Source organism: Streptomyces sp. CNX435 (genome assembly GCF_059570575.1).
Genome location: NZ_JCANTA010000041.1, coordinates 1 through 16,430, shown reverse-complemented (window position 1 = coordinate 16,430; position 16,430 = coordinate 1). Strand labels below are relative to the sequence as shown.

The following is a 16,430-nucleotide window of genomic DNA, read 5'->3' as shown; positions in this document are numbered from 1 at the left end:
CTCGGCGGCTCGGCGGACATGCCCTCACTCGGGGACCTGATGTACGGGCGGCGGATAGGCGAGACGTACCCCATCGCCGCCGGCCTGCGCGGCCCGGGCACGTTCGAGACCGTGCCCGGCCACGATCCGGCTCCGGGCACCGGCCGCGTGGTGCGCTACCGCGTCGACGTCGAGAACGACGTGCCCCTGGACGGCCGGCTGTTCGCCCGGGCCGTACACGAAACCCTCAACGACGCGCGGAGCTGGGGCGCGGACGGGAGGCGGACCTTCGAGCGCGTCCCGGCGGAGCCCGCGACTTCGCCGTCACCCTGGCCAGCCCCGGCACCACCGGGGACTGGTGCGCCATGTCGGGCTTCGACACCACCGTCGAGAACGTCTCGTGCGACTCCGGCCTGACGGAGCGTGTCCTGATCAACGCCTTCCGCTGGGCCCAGGGCTCCAGCACCTACGGCCACGACATTCGCGGCTACCGCCAGATGCTCATCAACCACGAGGTCGGCCACCGTCCGGCCCGCGACGAGGTCAGCAGCAGCCCTGCGGAGTGCGTCGACAGGCCGGTGTCGCGGTAGATCGGCAATTCGCGCCGTCCCTCTGCTCCGCACCGCCGAAGAGAGGTCCGCCTAACCCGTCCAGCGCACCGCCGCGCACGCCCCGACGATCCCCGGACGCGTCATCACCACAAGCGATTACCCGGAGAGCGCGGGGGATCGGCGGGCTCGGCCCCCGCGGCCGAAGGATTCGTCGCGCGGACCGGACCGCATTGCTTGAGATGCGGGCCACCGCCATCTTGCCCATCCTGAGTGCGCTGCGGTCAGCTCGTCGAACAGGAATGTGGAGGACTCCCGCATGGCCCTCCCGCTCGCGGAACGAATAGCGACGGTCGCCCGGCCGCACCCGGAGAACCCCGCCCTTATCTGGCAGGGCCGCGCGGTGTCGTACAGGGACCTGCTGGCGCTGCCCCGCGCCGCGGAGAAGAACATGGCCGCGATCCGCAATCCGGCGGGAACGACCTCCGGATCCACCGGCCACCCCAAGGCGGTGCCCCTTCCCGGCGCGGCGATCGACCGGGAAGCGGCCATTCCGCGCGAACCCTGGCTCCCCGTCATGGAATCCGGGCTCCTGCGCCTGCCCTTCGACGAGAAGTGGGGCGTCCTCGGACAGTCCCTCCTCACCACGATGCACGTCCCGGAGGAAGAGCCGCGGCTGCCGCAGCACCGGCCTGAACTTCGCCATCACCACCCACATGGTGAGCGCCGGCGTCGCCCTCCAGCGCTTCGGCTCCATCGCCCTGAAGGCCGTGTACCTCCCGCAGGTCTGTGCCGGCACCGTCATCGGCGCCCACGCCGTCACCGGACCCGATACCGGATCCGACGCGCTCGCGGCTTCGTCGTCAGCACGGGGGAGATGCGTCGGCGCGTCGATCGCTGCGTCGCAGCGGTCGACGAAACCATCTCCCCCGGCACCACAGCGACCCAGCACAACCGGACAGCCGCGCCCCTCGGCCTGGGACGCGCCGCTTGACGCGGGAGAACACCGATGACGACGACAGACCTGGAAAGCGCCCTCGTCCCCACCGAGTTCCTGAACTCCGACGCCCCGAAGTCCGCGACTTCGTCCGCCGGACGCTGCCGCAGGACGGCGGCCTGGACAGCAGGGACGCGGCCGTACGCCTCTACTTCGCGGTGCGCGACGGCATCAACTACGAGGTCTACGGTGTGGACCTGTCCCGTACCGGCGTCACCGCCGCGCATGTGGCCCGTACCGGCAAAGGCATGTGCATCCACAAGTCCGTGCTCTACGCCGCCGCCCTGCGCGCCGAGGGCATCCCCGCGCGGCTCGTGCTCACCGACGTGCGTAACCACCTTTCCTCACCCGCGCTGCGCAGGCTCGTCGGCGGGGACGTCTTCCGCTACCACACCTTCGCCACCGTCCACCTCGACGGCGCCTGGGTGCGCGCGACCCCCGTCTTCAACCGGCTGCTCTGCCGGCTGCACGGCATGCGCCCCCTCGAGTTCGACGGCACCGCCGACAGCGTCCACCAGCCCTACGACGACGACGGCGCGCGGTACATGGAAGTCGTCCGCGAGCACGGGGAGTTCGACGACCTTCCCTACGAGCTGCTATCGACGGCATACGCGGCGCCCACGCCGGCATCGTCGACGGCCCCGACAGCACCCGGCTGGTCGCCGGCTCGCTGCACGCCGACGCCACCGCGCGGAACGGCTGAGCCCCGTGTGGTTCAAGGTGTGCGACATCACCGCGAAAGCCGAGGTGCGGCTGCTGCCCGGAGCAACGGGTGGACGCCGTCAGCATCTGGTACGGGGTGCCTTCCGAGGCGTACGAACTCCCGCTCGGCGACGTGCGGGCGCTCACCCGGGCCGCCCACGCCACGGGGCTCGGACCAGGCCGCGTCACCCTGCTCGACGACCCGCGGCGGCTCGCCGCCGTCGTCGCCGAGACCGGCGTGCCGACCGTCCAGCCGCACGGCTACCGCACCCCCGCCCGGCTCGCCGCGATCCGCGCACGCGCCGCAGCCGGACACCTCTCGTCGGCGCTCATCGGCGGCATCCGCCGCGCCTGGGACACCGCGCGACGGCATGCCCCGCAGGAGGAACAGCATGCCCTACCCGGCTGACACGACCGGCAGGAACGCCGCGGACCAGCGCTTCAGTGACGCGCTGGCGGTGGCGGAGCTACCGGTGATCATGGAGATCAAGCGGCCCAAGGCGGACGGCGAAGACCTGCTCCAGGGTCGTACCGCCGCCGATCTGGCGCGCCGCTGCGAGGAACTGGGCGCGCCCGCGCTGTCAGTCGTCACCGGCTCCTGGTTCGGCGGCACCGCGCGGCTCCTCGACGAGACCGTCGCGGCGACCTCGCTGCCCGTGCTCGTCAAGGACTTCTTCACCAAGGAGAAGCAGATCAGACAGGCCGCCGAGGCCGGCGCGGCGGCCGTGCTGCTCACCGCCACGATCCTGCCGAACCGGCTGATGCCGACGCTGATCGACGCCTGTCTGGACAACGGCGTCACGCCGTTCGTCGAGATCACCTCCGCCGCCGAGCTGTCCGCGCTCACCCGGGCCGAGGCGTGCGTCGTGGCGGTTAACAACAAGGACATCCGCCGGCGCGAGAACGACGACGCGGACCTGCAACGAAGCCACGACCTGCGGCCCCGCGTCCGGGCCGCCGGCGCCGGCCTCCCCGTCAGCGCCAGCGGCATCGACACCCCCGAGGAGGCCGCCGACCTGCTGGCGGCCGGCTTCCGCGGCCTGCTCATCGGCACCGGGCTGCTCCGCGCCGAGGACCTCGACGCCTGGTTCGGGGTACTGCGCGCGCTACTGCCCGACGCCGAGCCGGCCCGGCCGGCCACGCTCGACGTACGCGGGGCCGGGTCATAGCCCGGATCCGAGTGCCCCGGCCGGTCGGCAGTGCGGACGCTCCGGGGAGTCAGCCGGTGGCGATTCCGGCTTCGTTTTCGGTGGTGGTGGCGGTCCAGCGCGGAAGAGCCACGACAGCCTCCTGTCTATCCGTCGATGCCGTTGATGCCGTTGATGCCTCCTCAGCGAGTCGGCCGGTGGGTCCGTCGCCGGGCCGGGCGGCGGTGGCGGCCTGCCCGAGAGCGAGTAGGCCGACGAGCCCTAACGAAACGGCACCGGCGAGCCAACGGGCAGGGCGCGTCAGGTCTTCCTGGCGTGCACATGACTCATTCTGAGAGCGCTCTCACCTGTCACGGCGGGCGGGAAACCTGTCAACTCCTCCGGCCGGTCCACTGGTCTGAAGGCGAGAGAGGCTTGGGGCCCTCGTCCGGGTTCAGGACCACGCCTTGGCGCTCGACGCCGACCGGGACGCCGTCTTCGCTGCTCTCCGCAGCCCGCCCTACGGTCGGGCCGTCAGTAGGCAAGCCGGATACCGACGTCGAGGGAACCGTCGTGCGGGACCTTCAGGATGTGCATCCGCCTGCTGCCGTCACGCAGGTAGGTGAGGGAGGCGGCGGCGATGCTCGCGTTCCGGGCGGTACCCCAGCGGATCTGGACGACGCCGGAGCGGCGGTGCACATCGATACCGGTTGCGGTGGCCGTGGCGGAGCTTCCCCAGGACAGGGCCGTGCCGTCGGTGAACACCACGTGGTCGGACGCCTGAAGGATCAGCGGCACGGTCTCGGTCGCCGGCGAGTTGGCTCGGACGGAGCGCTGTACCAGTCCGTTGCCGACCTTGACGTCGGTGACGACCGACCCGCTGGGTGTGCCGAAGCGGAAGGCGTAGGGGCTGCCGCCGAAGAACTGCCCGGCCTGGGGCCCGTTGGAGTCCGGTTCCTGGCCGGGGAGGACGGTGGCCCACACGCCGTGGTTGTTGTCGTTCAGGGTCTGGATGACAGTGCCGGCGACCGGGTGCCACAGGAAGCTGAGGCCGGTGCGGGCCCTGCTGGTCGGCCGGGTACCGAGGTAGGCGCCCAGGTAGACGTCGGGGCGTCGGATGTAGAGGAAGTCCTGGCCTTGGTCGGTGCGGCGCTCGGTGAAGTTCTTCGAGGCGAGGTAGGCAACGGTTCGGATCGCCTGGGTCTTGGCCTGCCGGGTGGGGTACTTCTCGTCGTAGATCGCGTGGCTGAGGATCCGTGGAGAAGTGTTCTGCTTGGTCAGTCCGGTCATCGGCGAGGCGTCCGCGGCCCAGGAGGTGCGGGCCGACGCAAGGTCCTCGCGGGCTGACAGGAATGCGCCCAGTGCGGGCACCGACGGGACGAACTGGTTGTTGAGCGCGGTGCGTTCCGGGTCGGGCCGGGTGTCGTCGTAGGCGAGGGTGCTGGTGCGGGTGGAGGGGGCGATGTTGCTGAACCAGCCGGAGCCGTCGGGTTCGCGCAGCAGGTTGTAGCCGAGCCAGTCGGTGTACTTCCTGGCCATGGTCACCAGGTGCTCGTTGTTCGACTGCCGCCAGGCATCGGCCATCTCGGGCAGCATGACCTCGAAGTTGTAGTTCATGTCCATGCCGCCCTCTTCGTAGAAGAAGCCGACCGGGCCCTGCCCGTTCTGGGCCAGGCGGGCGAAGGCGTCGTTCAACCGGACCCGCAGGGTTGCGTCGGGGTTGGTTCTGAGCGCCAGTGCGGCTCCCGCCAGTCCTGCGGTGACCTGGTTGGCGTATCTGATCGGGGTCTGCCAGGCGCGGGTGTTGGACGGGTTGAGGAGCCAGGTCATCGCTCCGTGCAGGGCGCGGGCGATCTGGCGGCGGCGGGTGGGGAGCAGCCGCGCTTCCTTCAGTAGCACATGGGTCTTGCTCAGGTAGCCGAGGGCGAAGCCGGTCGCGGCGAGGGAGTGCTCGTCGGCGCTGTACTCCGGCCATGAGCCATCGGAGTGCTGGAGGCCGAGGTAGTGGCTGAGCGCCGCGTCCAGTCGCGTCAGGAGGGCGGAGTTGCCGCCGTACGGGTTCCAGGAGCGGTTGTTGGTGAGGAACCAGGTCAGTGTGTAGACATGCTCCTGGACCCGTGTGTTGTACGGGGCCGCGGGCGATCGCCACCAGCCGCCGCCCATGAAGCCGTTGTCCTCGATGTCGTTGACCATCTCGGCGAGGCTGACCAGATAGGGGGCGTAGAGCTGTTCGTCGGCGGCGAAGGCGCGCCGAGAGGGTGAGCCCGGGGGCAGGGACGGCAGGGACGGCAGTGTCGGCAGGGTGCCGGCGGCAAGTGCTTGGGGGGCGGGCGTTGCGGCGGTGAGGCCGGCGGCCCCGGCCGCCGTGATGATCGCGCGGCGCGACAGCGGGGGTCCGTACGTCATGGGGCGTCTCCTGGACGTCATGAGAGCTGCGGGAAAGCCAACGGTGCGTGACCGTCCGGCTGATCGGACACACTCTCCGGGCAGGAAGGCGCCGTCAAGGTGCTAATACGAATTACTTCAGGGCGGTCGTGGCTCGGCACGCGCATCTCCGGCGGCAGGAAGTCGTCCACCGCGGCAGCCCATCCGGCGCGCTCCAGGTCAGCCCGCATCCGCCCGGCCTCCGGCGCGACCGGGTCGTCTGTTCGCGCCGACAGTGCGAAGAACTGGCGCGCAGCTTGCGGTTGGCGGACTGGTCAGCGGCTTACGGAGGCGGGTGGGTCACCGGTCTGGCCGGGCGTGAGCCCGAAGGCCTCGCCGAGGTGTCCGATCCGGCAGCAACGGCTCAATCCGCGCCCACCGCGCATCAGTCAACGACACACAGATCAGCGATCCGAAGATCTGGCCGAGGCCCGTCGTCACGCGACGGGCTGCACCCGGGAACGCAGCAGACAGAACTCGTTGCCCTCGGGATCGGCCAGCGGATACCAGCTCTCCGCACCGGTCTGGCCGATGTCGACGTGCCGGGCGCCGAGCGCGAGCAGCCGCTCCAGCTCCGCCTCCTGGTCGCGGTCGGTGGCGTTGACGTCGATGTGCAGCGGAAGTTTCCCCCGCCGCGGATCGCTGCTCGGGCTCAGTACCAGGGTGGGCTGAAGCCCACCGAAGCCGACGTCGGGCGGCCCGATCTCGATCGTGCCGTCGTCGTCCCGGTCGAGTTCCACATAGCCGAGGACCTCGCCCCAGAACGCGGCGAGCCTATCGGGGTCGGCGGCGTCGATGACCAGTTCAGTGATACGGCATGCCATGCCCGCCAGCTTACGGGCGCCGCCTCCGGCCGGCGCGGCCGGCCGGGCCGGACTGTCGGTGGCGGCTGAGAGGCTGGGGGCATGGACAGGGACGAGGAGCTGCTGCGCGGCCGGGTCTACGGCACGGATCACGACGACCCGCACCCGGGACCGCGCCCGGGCCGGTACTACGCCGAACTCGTCGGGGGCCCGCTCGACGGCCTGCTGCTCGACATCACCGGCTGGAGCGCGCAGGAGACCGCCGCCGGCGCGGCCCTGCCCACCGAGCTGGGCCGTTTCGGCGCCGGCGGCCGCGCCACCTACGCCCCCACCGCCGGCGCCACGGGACGCTGGGCCTGGACCGGCGATATAGCCTGAACACCGCTGTCACCACCCGGACTTCGGGAATAGCAATTCACGGTGGCGCCGTGCGGCGCCGACGTAGGGTGCCGCTTATGAAAATCTTCGGATGGGTGCTCTTCGTCTGCGGCCTGTACTTTCTCGTGCAGGGTTTCGTGATGCCGATGATCGCCGAGCGGTCGGACGTGGAGAGCATCGAGTTTCAGCAGATTCGCGAGTCCAGCTCGTACCTGGGCATTGGCCTCATGATCGGGGCCGTCGCCTGCGGCGTACTCGACAGGAATCCCGGCGGCTCGGGCCAGCGCGCCGCGCAGCCGCCGTCCTACCCCGCCCAGCAGCCCTACGGCGCCCCGCAGCCGCCCCCGCAGCAGCCGCACGGCGGCTGGGGCCCGCCGCCCGCGGGCTGAGTCCCGTCCCTGCCTGCACGTATTTCAGGGGGTGACGACGGTGAAGTCCGGATCGGGCCTGTCGAGGACGGCCAGCAGGGTGCGGAGCGCGCCTAGATCGCCCGTGTGCTCGATGTCCTCCGGACCCGCACCCGCGAGCAGCGCGAGCAACTGGCCTTTGACCAGGGTCAGCGACACGTCGGCCGGCACCGTGCGCCGGTCGTCGAGGCGGTGGTGGGTGAAGGCGCCGTGGGAGAGCGTGGCGCGGTGGCGCTCGCCGGCCTCGGCGGCGAAGAGCCGGAGGGCCTCGTCGAGATAGCGGGACCAGACGCGGGCGTCGCGAACGAGGGCGTCGCGCAGGGTCAGGATGTTGTGCAGGCTGTGCGTGGCGTTCTCGGCCGTGCACAGCGCGCGGTGGTCCGGCAGGAGGAAGTTCATCTCCGACGGAGCCTCGGTACCGGGCGTCATCATACGAACCGCACGCCGTCGACGGTCTCGGTCTGCCCGGTGTGCGTGGCGGGCAGCAGGGCGGGGGCGCCGGTGGAGGCGGTGAAGCCCAGCCCCATGCCGACCAGCCCGGCGGGCCGCACTCCAGGTTCATCCCGGCGTAGTGGAAGCCGCGGCGCAGCATCGCCGTGCCGGCGTAGACGTTCTCCGCCACCAAGTGCTCCAGATACCCGGCCGGGGCGAGGACCGTGACGTCCGCGTCCGCGTCCGGGTCGAGGACGCCGAGGACGCCGCCGAAGTGGTCGATGTGCGAGTGCGTGATGACCACGCCGGTGACGGGCCGGTCGCCGCGCCGCGCGCGGTACAGGCCCAGCGCCGCGGCGGCGGTCTCCCGCGAGATCAGCGGATCCACCATGACGACCCCGCGGTCGCCCTCGATCAGGGTCATGTTCGACAGGTCGTACCCGCGCACCTACAGGACACCGTCGGTCACCTCGTACAACCCGGCCCGGGCACACAGCTTCGCCTGCCGTCACAGGCCGGCGTCAACGGTGTCGGGATGATCGTCGTCGGGAAACCCGTCGAGGAAGCCGATGTCGTCGAAGTCCTACACCACCCGCCCGTCCGCGGCCCGGACCTGCCGCTCGGCAGGTCCGGCGAGGAATCGGCGGTCGGCGGCCTCGAAGTCCGCGCGGTCGCTGAGATCGGGTTCGGCCATACGGATCCTCCCACCGGTCAGCGCCGTGCCCCCAGCCTCGGCCCGCGCCACACCGCCGACCTCCGGGCCGGGCCGTTCGGGTGACACCTGACGGATCGAATCCTTGTGGTCGTGTCCCGGTCATGTCACCAAACAGTCACACCGCAGGACACCGAGGCCGGGGTCCGACAGGATTCACCGGTCCGAACACGTACTTGCTAGGGGAATCATGCACAAGCGCACTGCCCGTGCTTCCGTTTTCGCTGCGGCCGCGGCGGCCCTGACCATCGCCGTGACCGGTTGCGGTAGCGACAGCGGGGGGGACGAGGCGGCCTGTAAGGAAGCCATCGCCAAGGAGTTCAAGAAGGCCCAGGAGGGCGGGGAAGTCAGCGACGACCGCCCGAGCGAGTGCGAGGGCATCAGTGACAAGACCGGCGAGCGACTGGTCAAGGAGGTCACCGACGAAGAGATGAAGGGCATCGAGGACTCCCTCGACGCTCCCTGATCGTGATCGGGGCCCGTCTGGCGCGGAGGGCACCCATGCCCCTCGCGCCGGGCGGGCGCCTGCGTCGGGCCTTCGTCAGCCCGGCGGAGGGCGCCTGACCCGTTTGGGCGGATCTGCACCCCGGGACGCATGATCGCAACCCCGGTGCGCAGCCTCCCTGCATGAACAAGATCACCCGCAGCCCGGCGGCCGTTTCCGCCCTGCGAAAGAAGCTGTCGACCACCGCCGCCACGCTGGCCCTGCTGACAGCGGCCACCTTCGGCGGCACCCTCACCGGCGCCGGCACCGCCCTCGCCGCCGACCCGAGCTCCGCAACCGCCGCCCCCGCGGCGCCGACGTTGCGCGAGCAGGCCGACGCCATCATGAACCTCACCTACCGGGAGTTCGCGGAGACCCCGCACGTCCCGCCGTTCAACTGGACGAACGACGGCTGCTCCGTCCCCACCGGCTACGCGCCCTACAGTGAGACCTTCCGCCCCGCGTGCGTCCAGCACGACTTCGGCTACCGGAACTACGGCGCCGACCACGAGCTGAAGCTCAGCCCGACCCGCGAGACGAAGAACGGGATCGACGGTCGCTTCCTCACCGAGATGCGCCGGATCTGCGACGACCGTCACAGCTCCCCGCTGCCCCACGTCGCGTGCGTCAACGCCGCCGAGGCGTACTACGGGGCCGTCCAGCTCGGCGGCGACAGCTCGTTCTTCTGACCACGCGCCGACGGCGGAGATCGGCGGCACCTCCTGCGCTGATCTCCGCCCGCTCTGGGACCCCGGCTCCCGTGCCGCGTGGGATTGTCAGCCTCCCCCGCGGCAGACGCCCGTCAGCCGGTCGTCGTCCCGCACGCTCGCCGACCACGAGGTGCTGAGGACATGGCAGCCGGCGCCCACCCGGACCGCGATGCGGTCACCGTCGCGTTCGCCCCGGACGGGCCCGCCGTCGACGAACACCACCGCTCCTTCATGGCTCTCGGGCGCGAGTACGCCGACCGTCGCGGTCGTGTTGCCGGGCACCCGGACGCCGAGATCCTGGCGCTCGCCGGACCGCTGGAAGGAGACCGCGATCGTGCCCTTGACGGTCGGCAGTGTGACGGAGCCGAAGCGCTGGTCGCCGGTCTGCGGCCGGACTCGGAAGGTCGCGTAGCCCGGCGAGGTGGGTTCGATGCCGTACATGTCGCGTGGGATGACGTAGGCGGGCGAGGTTGCCCAGGGGTGCGACCAGGTCATGTTGCCCTTCTGGGCGGGGTCCCAGGCCTCGCCGGTGGCGCCGGCGCCGATGTCGAGCATGTGCAGCCAGCTGTTGGTGCCGGAGGAGGTCAGCAGGTCCAGCGCGGCCTGGCCGCGGCCGGCGTCGTACAGGGCCTTCAGCAGGAACCCGGAGCAGTAGACGCTGCAGGCCATGCCCCGGGAGGCGAGGTAGTCCGCGACGGCCCCGCGCTGCACGGCGCCGTCCGGGACCCCGAAGGCGGCCGGGAAGACGCTGGCGTGCACCGCGTGGTGGCCGGTCGGGACGCCGTCCCTGTCCAGCCCGTCGTCGTAGGCGCCCCACTCCGGATCGTAGAACCCGACGTTCAGGCGTCGCGGATCGTGCGGGCCTTCGCCCGGAAGTCCTCGGCGTCCCGTACGTGGCCGAGTTCCCGGGCGATGGTCTCCATCTGCCGGTAGTTGCTGTAGGCGAGGGCGTTGAGGACGGTGTTCTGGTCGGTGAATCGGTAGCCGTCGCGCTGGCTGTCGGGCCTGTCGACGATGGCGTCGGGCTGGACGATGGTGCCGGTGGCAGGGTCGTAGTCCTCGTCGAGGAGTTTGGGCTTGAGCGTGTCGTAGGCCCGCTCGATCTGGGCGGTGGACCCGGTGCGTTGCCAGGTGTCGTACACGGCGCTGATCACGTACATCGGCCACTCGGTGGGCCAGGTGCCGTTCTCCTCGAAGTAGTCCATGGAGTACCGGCTGAGCGTCGGGTCGTCCGTGAGGTGGAGGTTGACAGCAACTGGATGTAGGCGTCGGCAGTCGGTGAAGAATTTCTGGTTGGCGGTCTCGATGGTGTCCTTGGTGAACTGCCAGACCTTGACCAGGCCGGGGTCGGAGGAGGTCAGCCGGGCCGCGTCACGGTCGAACGGGTAGCCCAAGGCGAGCGCCCGCAGGTTCTCCTTCACGTCGGGGACGGCCCAGCCGGGGCCGGTGAAGCCCGGCTGCATGAAGCCGACCGGGTACGCGTCCATGGCGAGGTCCTCCTGCGGCGCGCTCCAGTAGCCGGTGCCGATGCTGTCCGTCGACGTCCAGACGTCACGTCCGGTACGGGCCTGCCGGCCGGCTCCGGTGCCGAAGGTCTGCGTGGTGCCGTCGGTGTAGCGCACGATCACGTACGCCTGGAAGCGCCGGTCCTCGGTGGCGTAGGCGATCGCGAGCAGCGTGTGCGGGCCGCTTCCGCGCAGCTCGTCCGTGAGGTCGAAGCCGTCGTAACGGACCTCGTCGCCGGTCGGGCTCGTCGGGCCGAGCCCCACGAACTCGCCGTCCGGGTACATCTTGTAGACGTACTGCTTGGCGCTTGAAAACGCGGAGCCGGTGGCGAAGGCGGTGGCCCAGGAGACCTCCTTGCGCGGCGCGGGCGAGAAGTCACCGCGGAGGAGCGCCCAGTCGTTGGCGAGGTTGACGTTGAGGTAGTCGACGCCGAGGGCGAGCGCCCCGTCCTCGACGGTCCCGCACGGGAAGTCGGCCGCCGGGTCGTCGAAGTCGTTGCGGTACAGCACGCGGCCGTCGCCGGAGCCGGTCAGGCCGGTGACCCGGACGTCGTCCACGACACCCGACTCACTGCCGCCGTTGCGGAAGCCGATGACCCCTTCGGCGTGGGTGATGTCGGTGCGGCGGTCCACGACCCGGCCGTCGAGCGAGGTGGTCAGGGTCGAACCGACGGCCTCGATACTGACCCGGTGCTCGGTGCCGGGCTGCAGCTCCGTCCCGAGCGGCACCGGGTCGCCGGCGCTGAACCGGCCGTCCGTCTGGATGTGTGGCACGAGGGTGTTGGGGTTGGCCGCGCCGGCCGCCCGGAACGGCCACATGTAGCCGTTCTTCGCGTCCGGCGAGCGGAAGCGCACGCCGAGCGCGGTGCGGGTGACGGTGAGCGTCAGGTCGAGGCGGTAGTCGGTCCACTTCTCGCCGTCCGCCGGTCGGGGCCACACGAGCGCCGAGTTACCCCAGTCGGCGCCGGGGTCGGTACCGAACGAGGCGGACCCGGACCACCCGGAGGGCCGGCGGTTCTCGTCCCAGACCTGCACGCGCCACCGGTACCGCTCGCCCGTCCGGAGCGGGGGGCCGGCGTAGCGCACCGCCGACGACTCAGCCGATTCGACCTTTCCGCTCTCCCACACCGGGCGGTCCGCGCCGACGCGCGTCACCTCGATCTTGTACGCGCGCTGCCTGCGCAGCGCCGACTGCCAGCCGAACTCGACGGTCCCCGTGACGTCCACGTCCGCGGGAGCCGGCAGCGAGTTCGTCCGCAGCCCGGCTGGCGCCGACGGCCGCTCGTGAACCTGGGATTCCGCCTGCCCGTGCGTGATCCCGGCGGCTGGAGCATGGAGGGCGGCGACCGAGGCGAGTACTGCTGCCAGCACTGTGGCGGCGCGTCAGGGCCCGGGTCTTCTTCTCCGAAGTCGCATACCTGCTCCATGGCTGATTAAAACGTTTCAATGCTATGGGGCGTAGCGGAACATATTCCGCCCGAAATCGCGCGCCAATACTTGCTGACACGATTCAGGGACTCGGGTTGGACGCCCGCGTGGACGACGCCGAAGACCCGGAACGTACGGACGTACCTCGCCACCTCGTACGCGGCACGCGCCCCGACGTGCCCTCCGGAACTACCGCGCGTCATCGGACACCGCCCGGCCACGCATGGTGACCTATGACGTCAGCGGAGCAGGAGCGTCCGCGCGCTGCTCGCGGGGGCTTCGCGCCGGGTGTACGGCTGCTGCCGTGGGGCGTGGCGTTCGTGCTGTGGGATGCCCTCCTGGTCACCGGTGTGCTGCGGGAGCGGCACTCCCAGTTCTGCGCGGCGGTCTCCTCGCCGCGGAGGGACGGGTCCAGGGTGGCGTACATGACTTTCAGGTGGCTGCCGGCCGGCACGGCGTCGAGGAGTTGCCGGACGATACCGCGTGCTTGGTCGAAGTCGCGGAGGAAGTGGAGGATGCCCAGCAGGGTGATGGCCCACGGGCGGCGGATCCGGACCTCGGCGGCGAGATACCTCACGGCTCTGCCCGGGAACGCGCGGTCCGTGCGGGCGACATCGACGATCTGGGGGAAAGTCGACTTGTAGGCTTCGGCGGTCCGGCGGTCGACTTCGTAGTTGTCCTTGCCGCCGAGGAAGTGGTTCCACACCCGGGCGGAGTGCGGGATGGTGGGGGTCGATGACCTGGCGGGGATCGTCGTCGTCGCGGTGTGTGGGCCCTCTCCTGACGCCGGTGGCGGCCAACACAGCGCCGGCGGCCACCGGGCGGAGGCCGGGCGGGCGTCCGCGTCACCCGTGTGTCGGCGCGGGTCCGCCGTCGCGGTGTCTGCGTGCTTCGTAGAGCATGATCGACGCGGCCACTCCGATGTTCAGCGAATCCGCCGTGCCCTCCATGGGAATCCGCAGCCGCCGCGACGACCGAGCCAGCAGCTCTTCCGGCAGCCCCTCCCGCTCACTGCCGAACAGGAACGCGAGCGGCGGCGCGTACGCGGCGCTCCAGTGATCCTCGTCCGCCGAGCCCGACGTGGCCAGCACCGCGACCCCCCGCTCCGATGCCCAGTCGAAGAACGCCGTGGCGTCGGGGGTGTGCACTACGTCGACGGCGAAGAGCGACCCCATGCTGGCCTTGACCGCGGCCGGCGCATACGGATCCACCGAGTCCCCGATCAGGATCACCCCGGTCCCGCCCACGGCGTCCACGGTGCGGATGATGGTGCCGAGGTTGCCCGGGTTGGCGATGCGGTGCAGGGCGACGAACACCGCCTCGGGCCGGACGATGAGGTCTTCCAGTGTGCCGCCCCGGCTGCGCAGGACGGCCGCCATACCACTGGGCCCGTCACGGTCGACCAGACGCCGGAACAGCTCCGCACCGAACCGCACCACGGCCACCCCGGACCGCTCCTGCTCCTCGACCATGCGCCAAGCCGCCTGATGCGTCAGCAGGGCAGGCGCCACGATGAGTGTTTCGATCTCCCACCCCGCCTCGACGGCATACCACACCGGCTGAAGGCCCTCGACGACGAACGCGCCTTCACGGCGCCGGTGTTTGCGGCTGGCGAGTAGCTTCACGCGCTTGGCGAGGGGGTTGGCGGCGCTGGTGATCGTGTCGGTCATGACGTTCTTCCGCGAGTCCTGGTCCGAAGGCCCGTCCGACGGCGGCCCGGTCCCCGTGGGAGTGTAGTCCCGCCAGGTCGCGGCCCTGGCCATGATGATCTCCCGATCCGGCGAGCCGTTTGCGGGTGGTGCGTGGTTTGCCTCAGCAGGGGGTTGCTGAGGCGTTGGGGGTGCGGCGGGCGACGGTAGGGGCGTGGGGTGAGCGATGACCCCGCCCGTCGGGCGGAGCCGCGCCCGCCGGAACGTGACGCCTATGCCCGCTGCTGGCCCGGCTCGCCGAAATGTATCCGCTGCCAGCCGTGCCGATTCCCCACTGCTTGAATACATTTTGATGCGGGATCGCCGAGCGGCAGCGCCGGGACATCCTGGCGCAGGAGCTGGGGATGAGCCAGCCCGGGGCGTCCAAGCACCTGCGGGCGCTCCGGGAGGTGGGGCTGGTGCGGGTTCGCGGGCGGGCAAGCAGCGCCTCTACGGCCTGGACGCCCGCGGGCTGCGGTCGGTCCACGAGTGGACCGGCGGATTCGAGCGGTGCTGGAACGAGAGTTTCGACCGGCTGACGCCCACGTGCAGGACCTCAAGCAGACACGGCAGGAGGAATGACCGATCGCAGCGGCAAGTCGAGAAACCCGGAGCGGAAGGAACCGGCGCGGGCCGAGCCCGATCCCTTCGCCCAGGACGTGCTCTCCGCGCCGGCGGGCGCCTCACGGGCGCTGCTGGCGTCCCTGCTGCGTCCCCGCCGGCGCCGCGTCGCGGCCACCTGCCTCGTGCTCGTCCTTCAGCGGGGGATCTCGCAGCTGAGCCCGCTGCTCGTGGCCTATGCGATCGACCAGGCTGTCCCGGCCCTGCGGGACGACGACCGCGGCCCGATCCTGGCCGTCTGCCTGGGCTACCTGCTCGTCGTGGCCGGCTCGGGGGCGTACAGCACATCCAGGTCCGCCTCTCGGCACGCGTCGGCCAGGACGTGATCCTCGACCTCCTCGGGCGCGTCTTCCGCCACTCCCAGGCGCTGAGCATCGACTTCCACGAGCGGTACACCTCAGGACGGCTCACCTCCCGGGCCACCAGCGACGTCGGGGCCCTCCGCAGACTGCTTACCAGAGGACTGGGGGACATCGTCAGCGCCGTGCTGACCACGGTCTACATCACCGCTCTGCTGCTGTACCTCGACTGGCAGCTGGGCCTCGCCGCCGTGGCCGTGGGAGGGCCGCTGTACCTGACGGTCCGAAGCGGGTGTGTCCAGTAGACGGCTGATCTGCGGTTGGTTGGTGGTCAGCGGCGGGCTGCCGTGAGGCGTCCTTCGAAGGCGATCTCGAAGGCGTTCAAGGGGGCTTTCCAGCGCATCGTCCAGCGTCGGCGGCCCTTGCCGGTGGGGTCCAGGGACATCAGCGCCATGTAGATGCATTTCAGGGCGGCTTGCTCGTTGGGGAAGTGTCCGCGGGCCCGGACGGCCTTGCGTATGCGGGCGTTGACGCTCTCGATGGCGTTCGTTGAGCAGATGACCTTGCGTATCTCCACGTCGAAGGACAGGAACGGTACGAACTCGGCCCAGGCGTTCTCCCAGAGCCGGATGATCGCCGGATACTTCTTGCCCCAGGTCTCGGAGAACTCCAGGAAGCGGCTGGTGGCCGCGTCCTCGCTGGGGGCGGTGTAGACCGGCTTCAGGTCCTTGGCGAGCTTGTCCCAGTCCGCGCGGGAGGCGTATCGGAAGCTGTTGCGGATGAGGTGGATGATGCAGGTCTGCACGATGGTGCGGGGCCAGACGGTCTCCACCGCATCGGGCAATCCCTTGAGCCCGTCGCAGACCAGCATCAGCACATCGTCCAGTCCGCGGTTCTTCAGTTCGCTGAAGATCTGCAGCCAGAACTTCGCGCCCTCGCCGCCGTCGCCGGCCCAGATCCCGAGGATGTCGCGGTGGCCCTCGACGGTCACGGCCATCACGACGTAGATCGGCCGGTTCGCGACCTGCCCATCACGGATCTTCACGTGGATAGCGTCCACGAACAGCACGGGGTAGACCGGGTCCAGCGGCCGGTTCTGCCACTCGGCCATGCCGTCCATCACGCTGTCGGTGATCGTGGTGATGGTCGACTTCGACACGCTCGCGCCGTACACCTCGGCCAGATG

The 16,430-nt window shown here is 70.6% G+C and carries 18 protein-coding genes and 3 pseudogenes; 12 read left to right on the top strand and 9 right to left on the bottom strand.

All coding sequences use genetic code 11. The features are described 5' to 3' along the window. Positions 1-18 precede the first annotated feature (18 nt). The 3 genes and pseudogenes from T328_RS34835 to T328_RS34825 all read left to right on the top strand — a co-directional run. Positions 19-569 (top strand): annotated as a pseudogene (locus T328_RS34835) (DUF3152 domain-containing protein). Positions 570-846: 277 nt separating this feature from the next. Next, positions 847-1,521, top strand: coding sequence for a hypothetical protein (locus T328_RS34830; RefSeq protein WP_496500270.1), 675 nt, complete (start codon positions 847-849; stop codon positions 1,519-1,521). A 161-nt stretch (positions 1,522-1,682) separates the two neighbouring features. Further along, positions 1,683-1,904: pseudogene (locus T328_RS34825) on the top strand (transglutaminase-like domain-containing protein); the annotation flags it as partial. Here T328_RS34825 and T328_RS34820 read toward each other — a convergent pair. Further along, complete coding sequence (locus T328_RS34820) at positions 1,869-2,090, bottom strand: hypothetical protein (RefSeq protein WP_496500292.1); 222 nt, start codon at positions 2,088-2,090, stop codon at positions 1,869-1,871. The pseudogene T328_RS34825 and the gene T328_RS34820 sit on opposite strands and share 36 nt — an antisense overlap. Positions 2,091-2,296: 206 nt before the next feature. Here T328_RS34820 and T328_RS34815 point away from each other — a divergent pair, with 206 nt between their 5' ends. Both T328_RS34815 and T328_RS34810 read left to right on the top strand, forming a co-directional pair. After that, positions 2,297-2,635: a hypothetical protein gene (locus T328_RS34815; RefSeq protein WP_496500291.1), complete on the top strand. Its 339-nt coding sequence runs from the start codon at positions 2,297-2,299 to the stop codon at positions 2,633-2,635. Beyond that, positions 2,619-3,395, top strand: coding sequence for a beta/alpha barrel domain-containing protein (locus T328_RS34810; protein WP_496500290.1), 777 nt, complete (start codon positions 2,619-2,621; stop codon positions 3,393-3,395). Before T328_RS34815 ends, T328_RS34810 begins: the two co-directional genes overlap by 17 nt. Before the next feature lie 492 nt (positions 3,396-3,887). Here T328_RS34810 and T328_RS34805 read toward each other — a convergent pair whose 3' ends face one another. Further along, positions 3,888-5,759, bottom strand: a complete 1,872-nt coding sequence (locus tag T328_RS34805) for a hypothetical protein (protein WP_496500269.1) — start codon at positions 5,757-5,759, stop codon at positions 3,888-3,890. Between the two features lie 455 nt (positions 5,760-6,214). Then, on the bottom strand, positions 6,215-6,601 hold the full coding sequence (locus T328_RS34800; protein WP_496500268.1) for a VOC family protein: 387 nt from the start codon (positions 6,599-6,601) through the stop codon (positions 6,215-6,217). 81 nt (positions 6,602-6,682) lie between these two features. Here T328_RS34800 and T328_RS34795 point away from each other — a divergent pair, with 81 nt between their 5' ends. Both T328_RS34795 and T328_RS34790 read left to right on the top strand, forming a co-directional pair. Beyond that, positions 6,683-6,958 carry a hypothetical protein gene (locus T328_RS34795; protein WP_496500267.1) on the top strand — a complete coding sequence of 92 codons (276 nt, stop codon included), beginning with the start codon at positions 6,683-6,685 and terminating at the stop codon, positions 6,956-6,958. 77 nt (positions 6,959-7,035) lie between these two features. After that, entirely contained in the window at positions 7,036-7,347 is a 312-nt protein-coding gene (locus tag T328_RS34790) for a hypothetical protein (protein ID WP_496500266.1), read from the top strand. Between the two features lie 24 nt (positions 7,348-7,371). On the opposite strand, the pseudogene T328_RS34785 reads toward T328_RS34790, so the two are convergent. After that, positions 7,372-8,491 (bottom strand): annotated as a pseudogene (locus T328_RS34785) (MBL fold metallo-hydrolase). Positions 8,492-8,699: 208 nt separating this feature from the next. On the opposite strand from T328_RS34785, the gene T328_RS34780 reads away from it, so the two are divergent. Together T328_RS34780 and T328_RS34775 are read left to right on the top strand one after the other, a co-directional pair. Then, entirely contained in the window at positions 8,700-8,975 is a 276-nt protein-coding gene (locus T328_RS34780; RefSeq protein ID WP_496500265.1) for a hypothetical protein, read from the top strand. Positions 8,976-9,136: 161 nt separating this feature from the next. Beyond that, positions 9,137-9,682, top strand: a complete 546-nt coding sequence (locus T328_RS34775) for a phospholipase A2 (RefSeq protein ID WP_496500264.1) — start codon at positions 9,137-9,139, stop codon at positions 9,680-9,682. Positions 9,683-9,769: 87 nt separating this feature from the next. On the opposite strand, the gene T328_RS34770 is transcribed toward T328_RS34775, so the two are convergent. The 4 genes from T328_RS34770 to T328_RS34755 form a co-directional block, all read right to left on the bottom strand. Then, on the bottom strand, positions 9,770-10,462 hold the full coding sequence (locus tag T328_RS34770; RefSeq protein ID WP_496500263.1) for an alpha-L-rhamnosidase C-terminal domain-containing protein: 693 nt from the start codon (positions 10,460-10,462) through the stop codon (positions 9,770-9,772). An 80-nt stretch (positions 10,463-10,542) separates the two neighbouring features. Continuing rightward, positions 10,543-12,579 carry a glycoside hydrolase family 78 protein gene (locus T328_RS34765; protein ID WP_496500262.1) on the bottom strand — a complete coding sequence of 679 codons (2,037 nt, stop codon included), beginning with the start codon at positions 12,577-12,579 and terminating at the stop codon, positions 10,543-10,545. Positions 12,580-12,835: 256 nt separating this feature from the next. Continuing rightward, positions 12,836-13,360, bottom strand: a complete 525-nt coding sequence (locus T328_RS34760; RefSeq protein WP_496500289.1) for an SAM-dependent methyltransferase — start codon at positions 13,358-13,360, stop codon at positions 12,836-12,838. A gap of 121 nt (positions 13,361-13,481) precedes the next feature. Beyond that, a complete protein-coding gene (locus T328_RS34755; protein WP_496500261.1) occupies positions 13,482-14,306 on the bottom strand; it encodes a TrmH family RNA methyltransferase in 825 nt (274 codons plus the stop codon). Positions 14,307-14,689: 383 nt separating this feature from the next. On the opposite strand from T328_RS34755, the gene T328_RS34750 reads away from it, so the two are divergent. The 3 genes from T328_RS34750 to T328_RS34740 are packed head-to-tail and all read left to right on the top strand — an operon-like array spanning position 14,690 to position 15,549. Further along, positions 14,690-14,863 (top strand): hypothetical protein, encoded by a 174-nt coding sequence (locus tag T328_RS34750; RefSeq protein WP_496500260.1) that lies wholly within the window; start codon positions 14,690-14,692, stop codon positions 14,861-14,863. 39 nt (positions 14,864-14,902) lie between these two features. Further along, positions 14,903-15,271, top strand: coding sequence for a hypothetical protein (locus tag T328_RS34745; protein ID WP_496500259.1), 369 nt, complete (start codon positions 14,903-14,905; stop codon positions 15,269-15,271). Beyond that, complete coding sequence (locus T328_RS34740; protein WP_496500258.1) at positions 15,268-15,549, top strand: ABC transporter transmembrane domain-containing protein; 282 nt, start codon at positions 15,268-15,270, stop codon at positions 15,547-15,549. Before T328_RS34745 ends, T328_RS34740 begins: the two co-directional genes overlap by 4 nt. A gap of 26 nt (positions 15,550-15,575) precedes the next feature. Here the strand turns inward: T328_RS34740 and T328_RS34735 are convergent. Continuing rightward, positions 15,576-16,430, bottom strand: an 855-nt coding sequence (locus T328_RS34735) for an IS256 family transposase (protein ID WP_496500257.1), incomplete at its 5' end; no start/stop codon positions are given.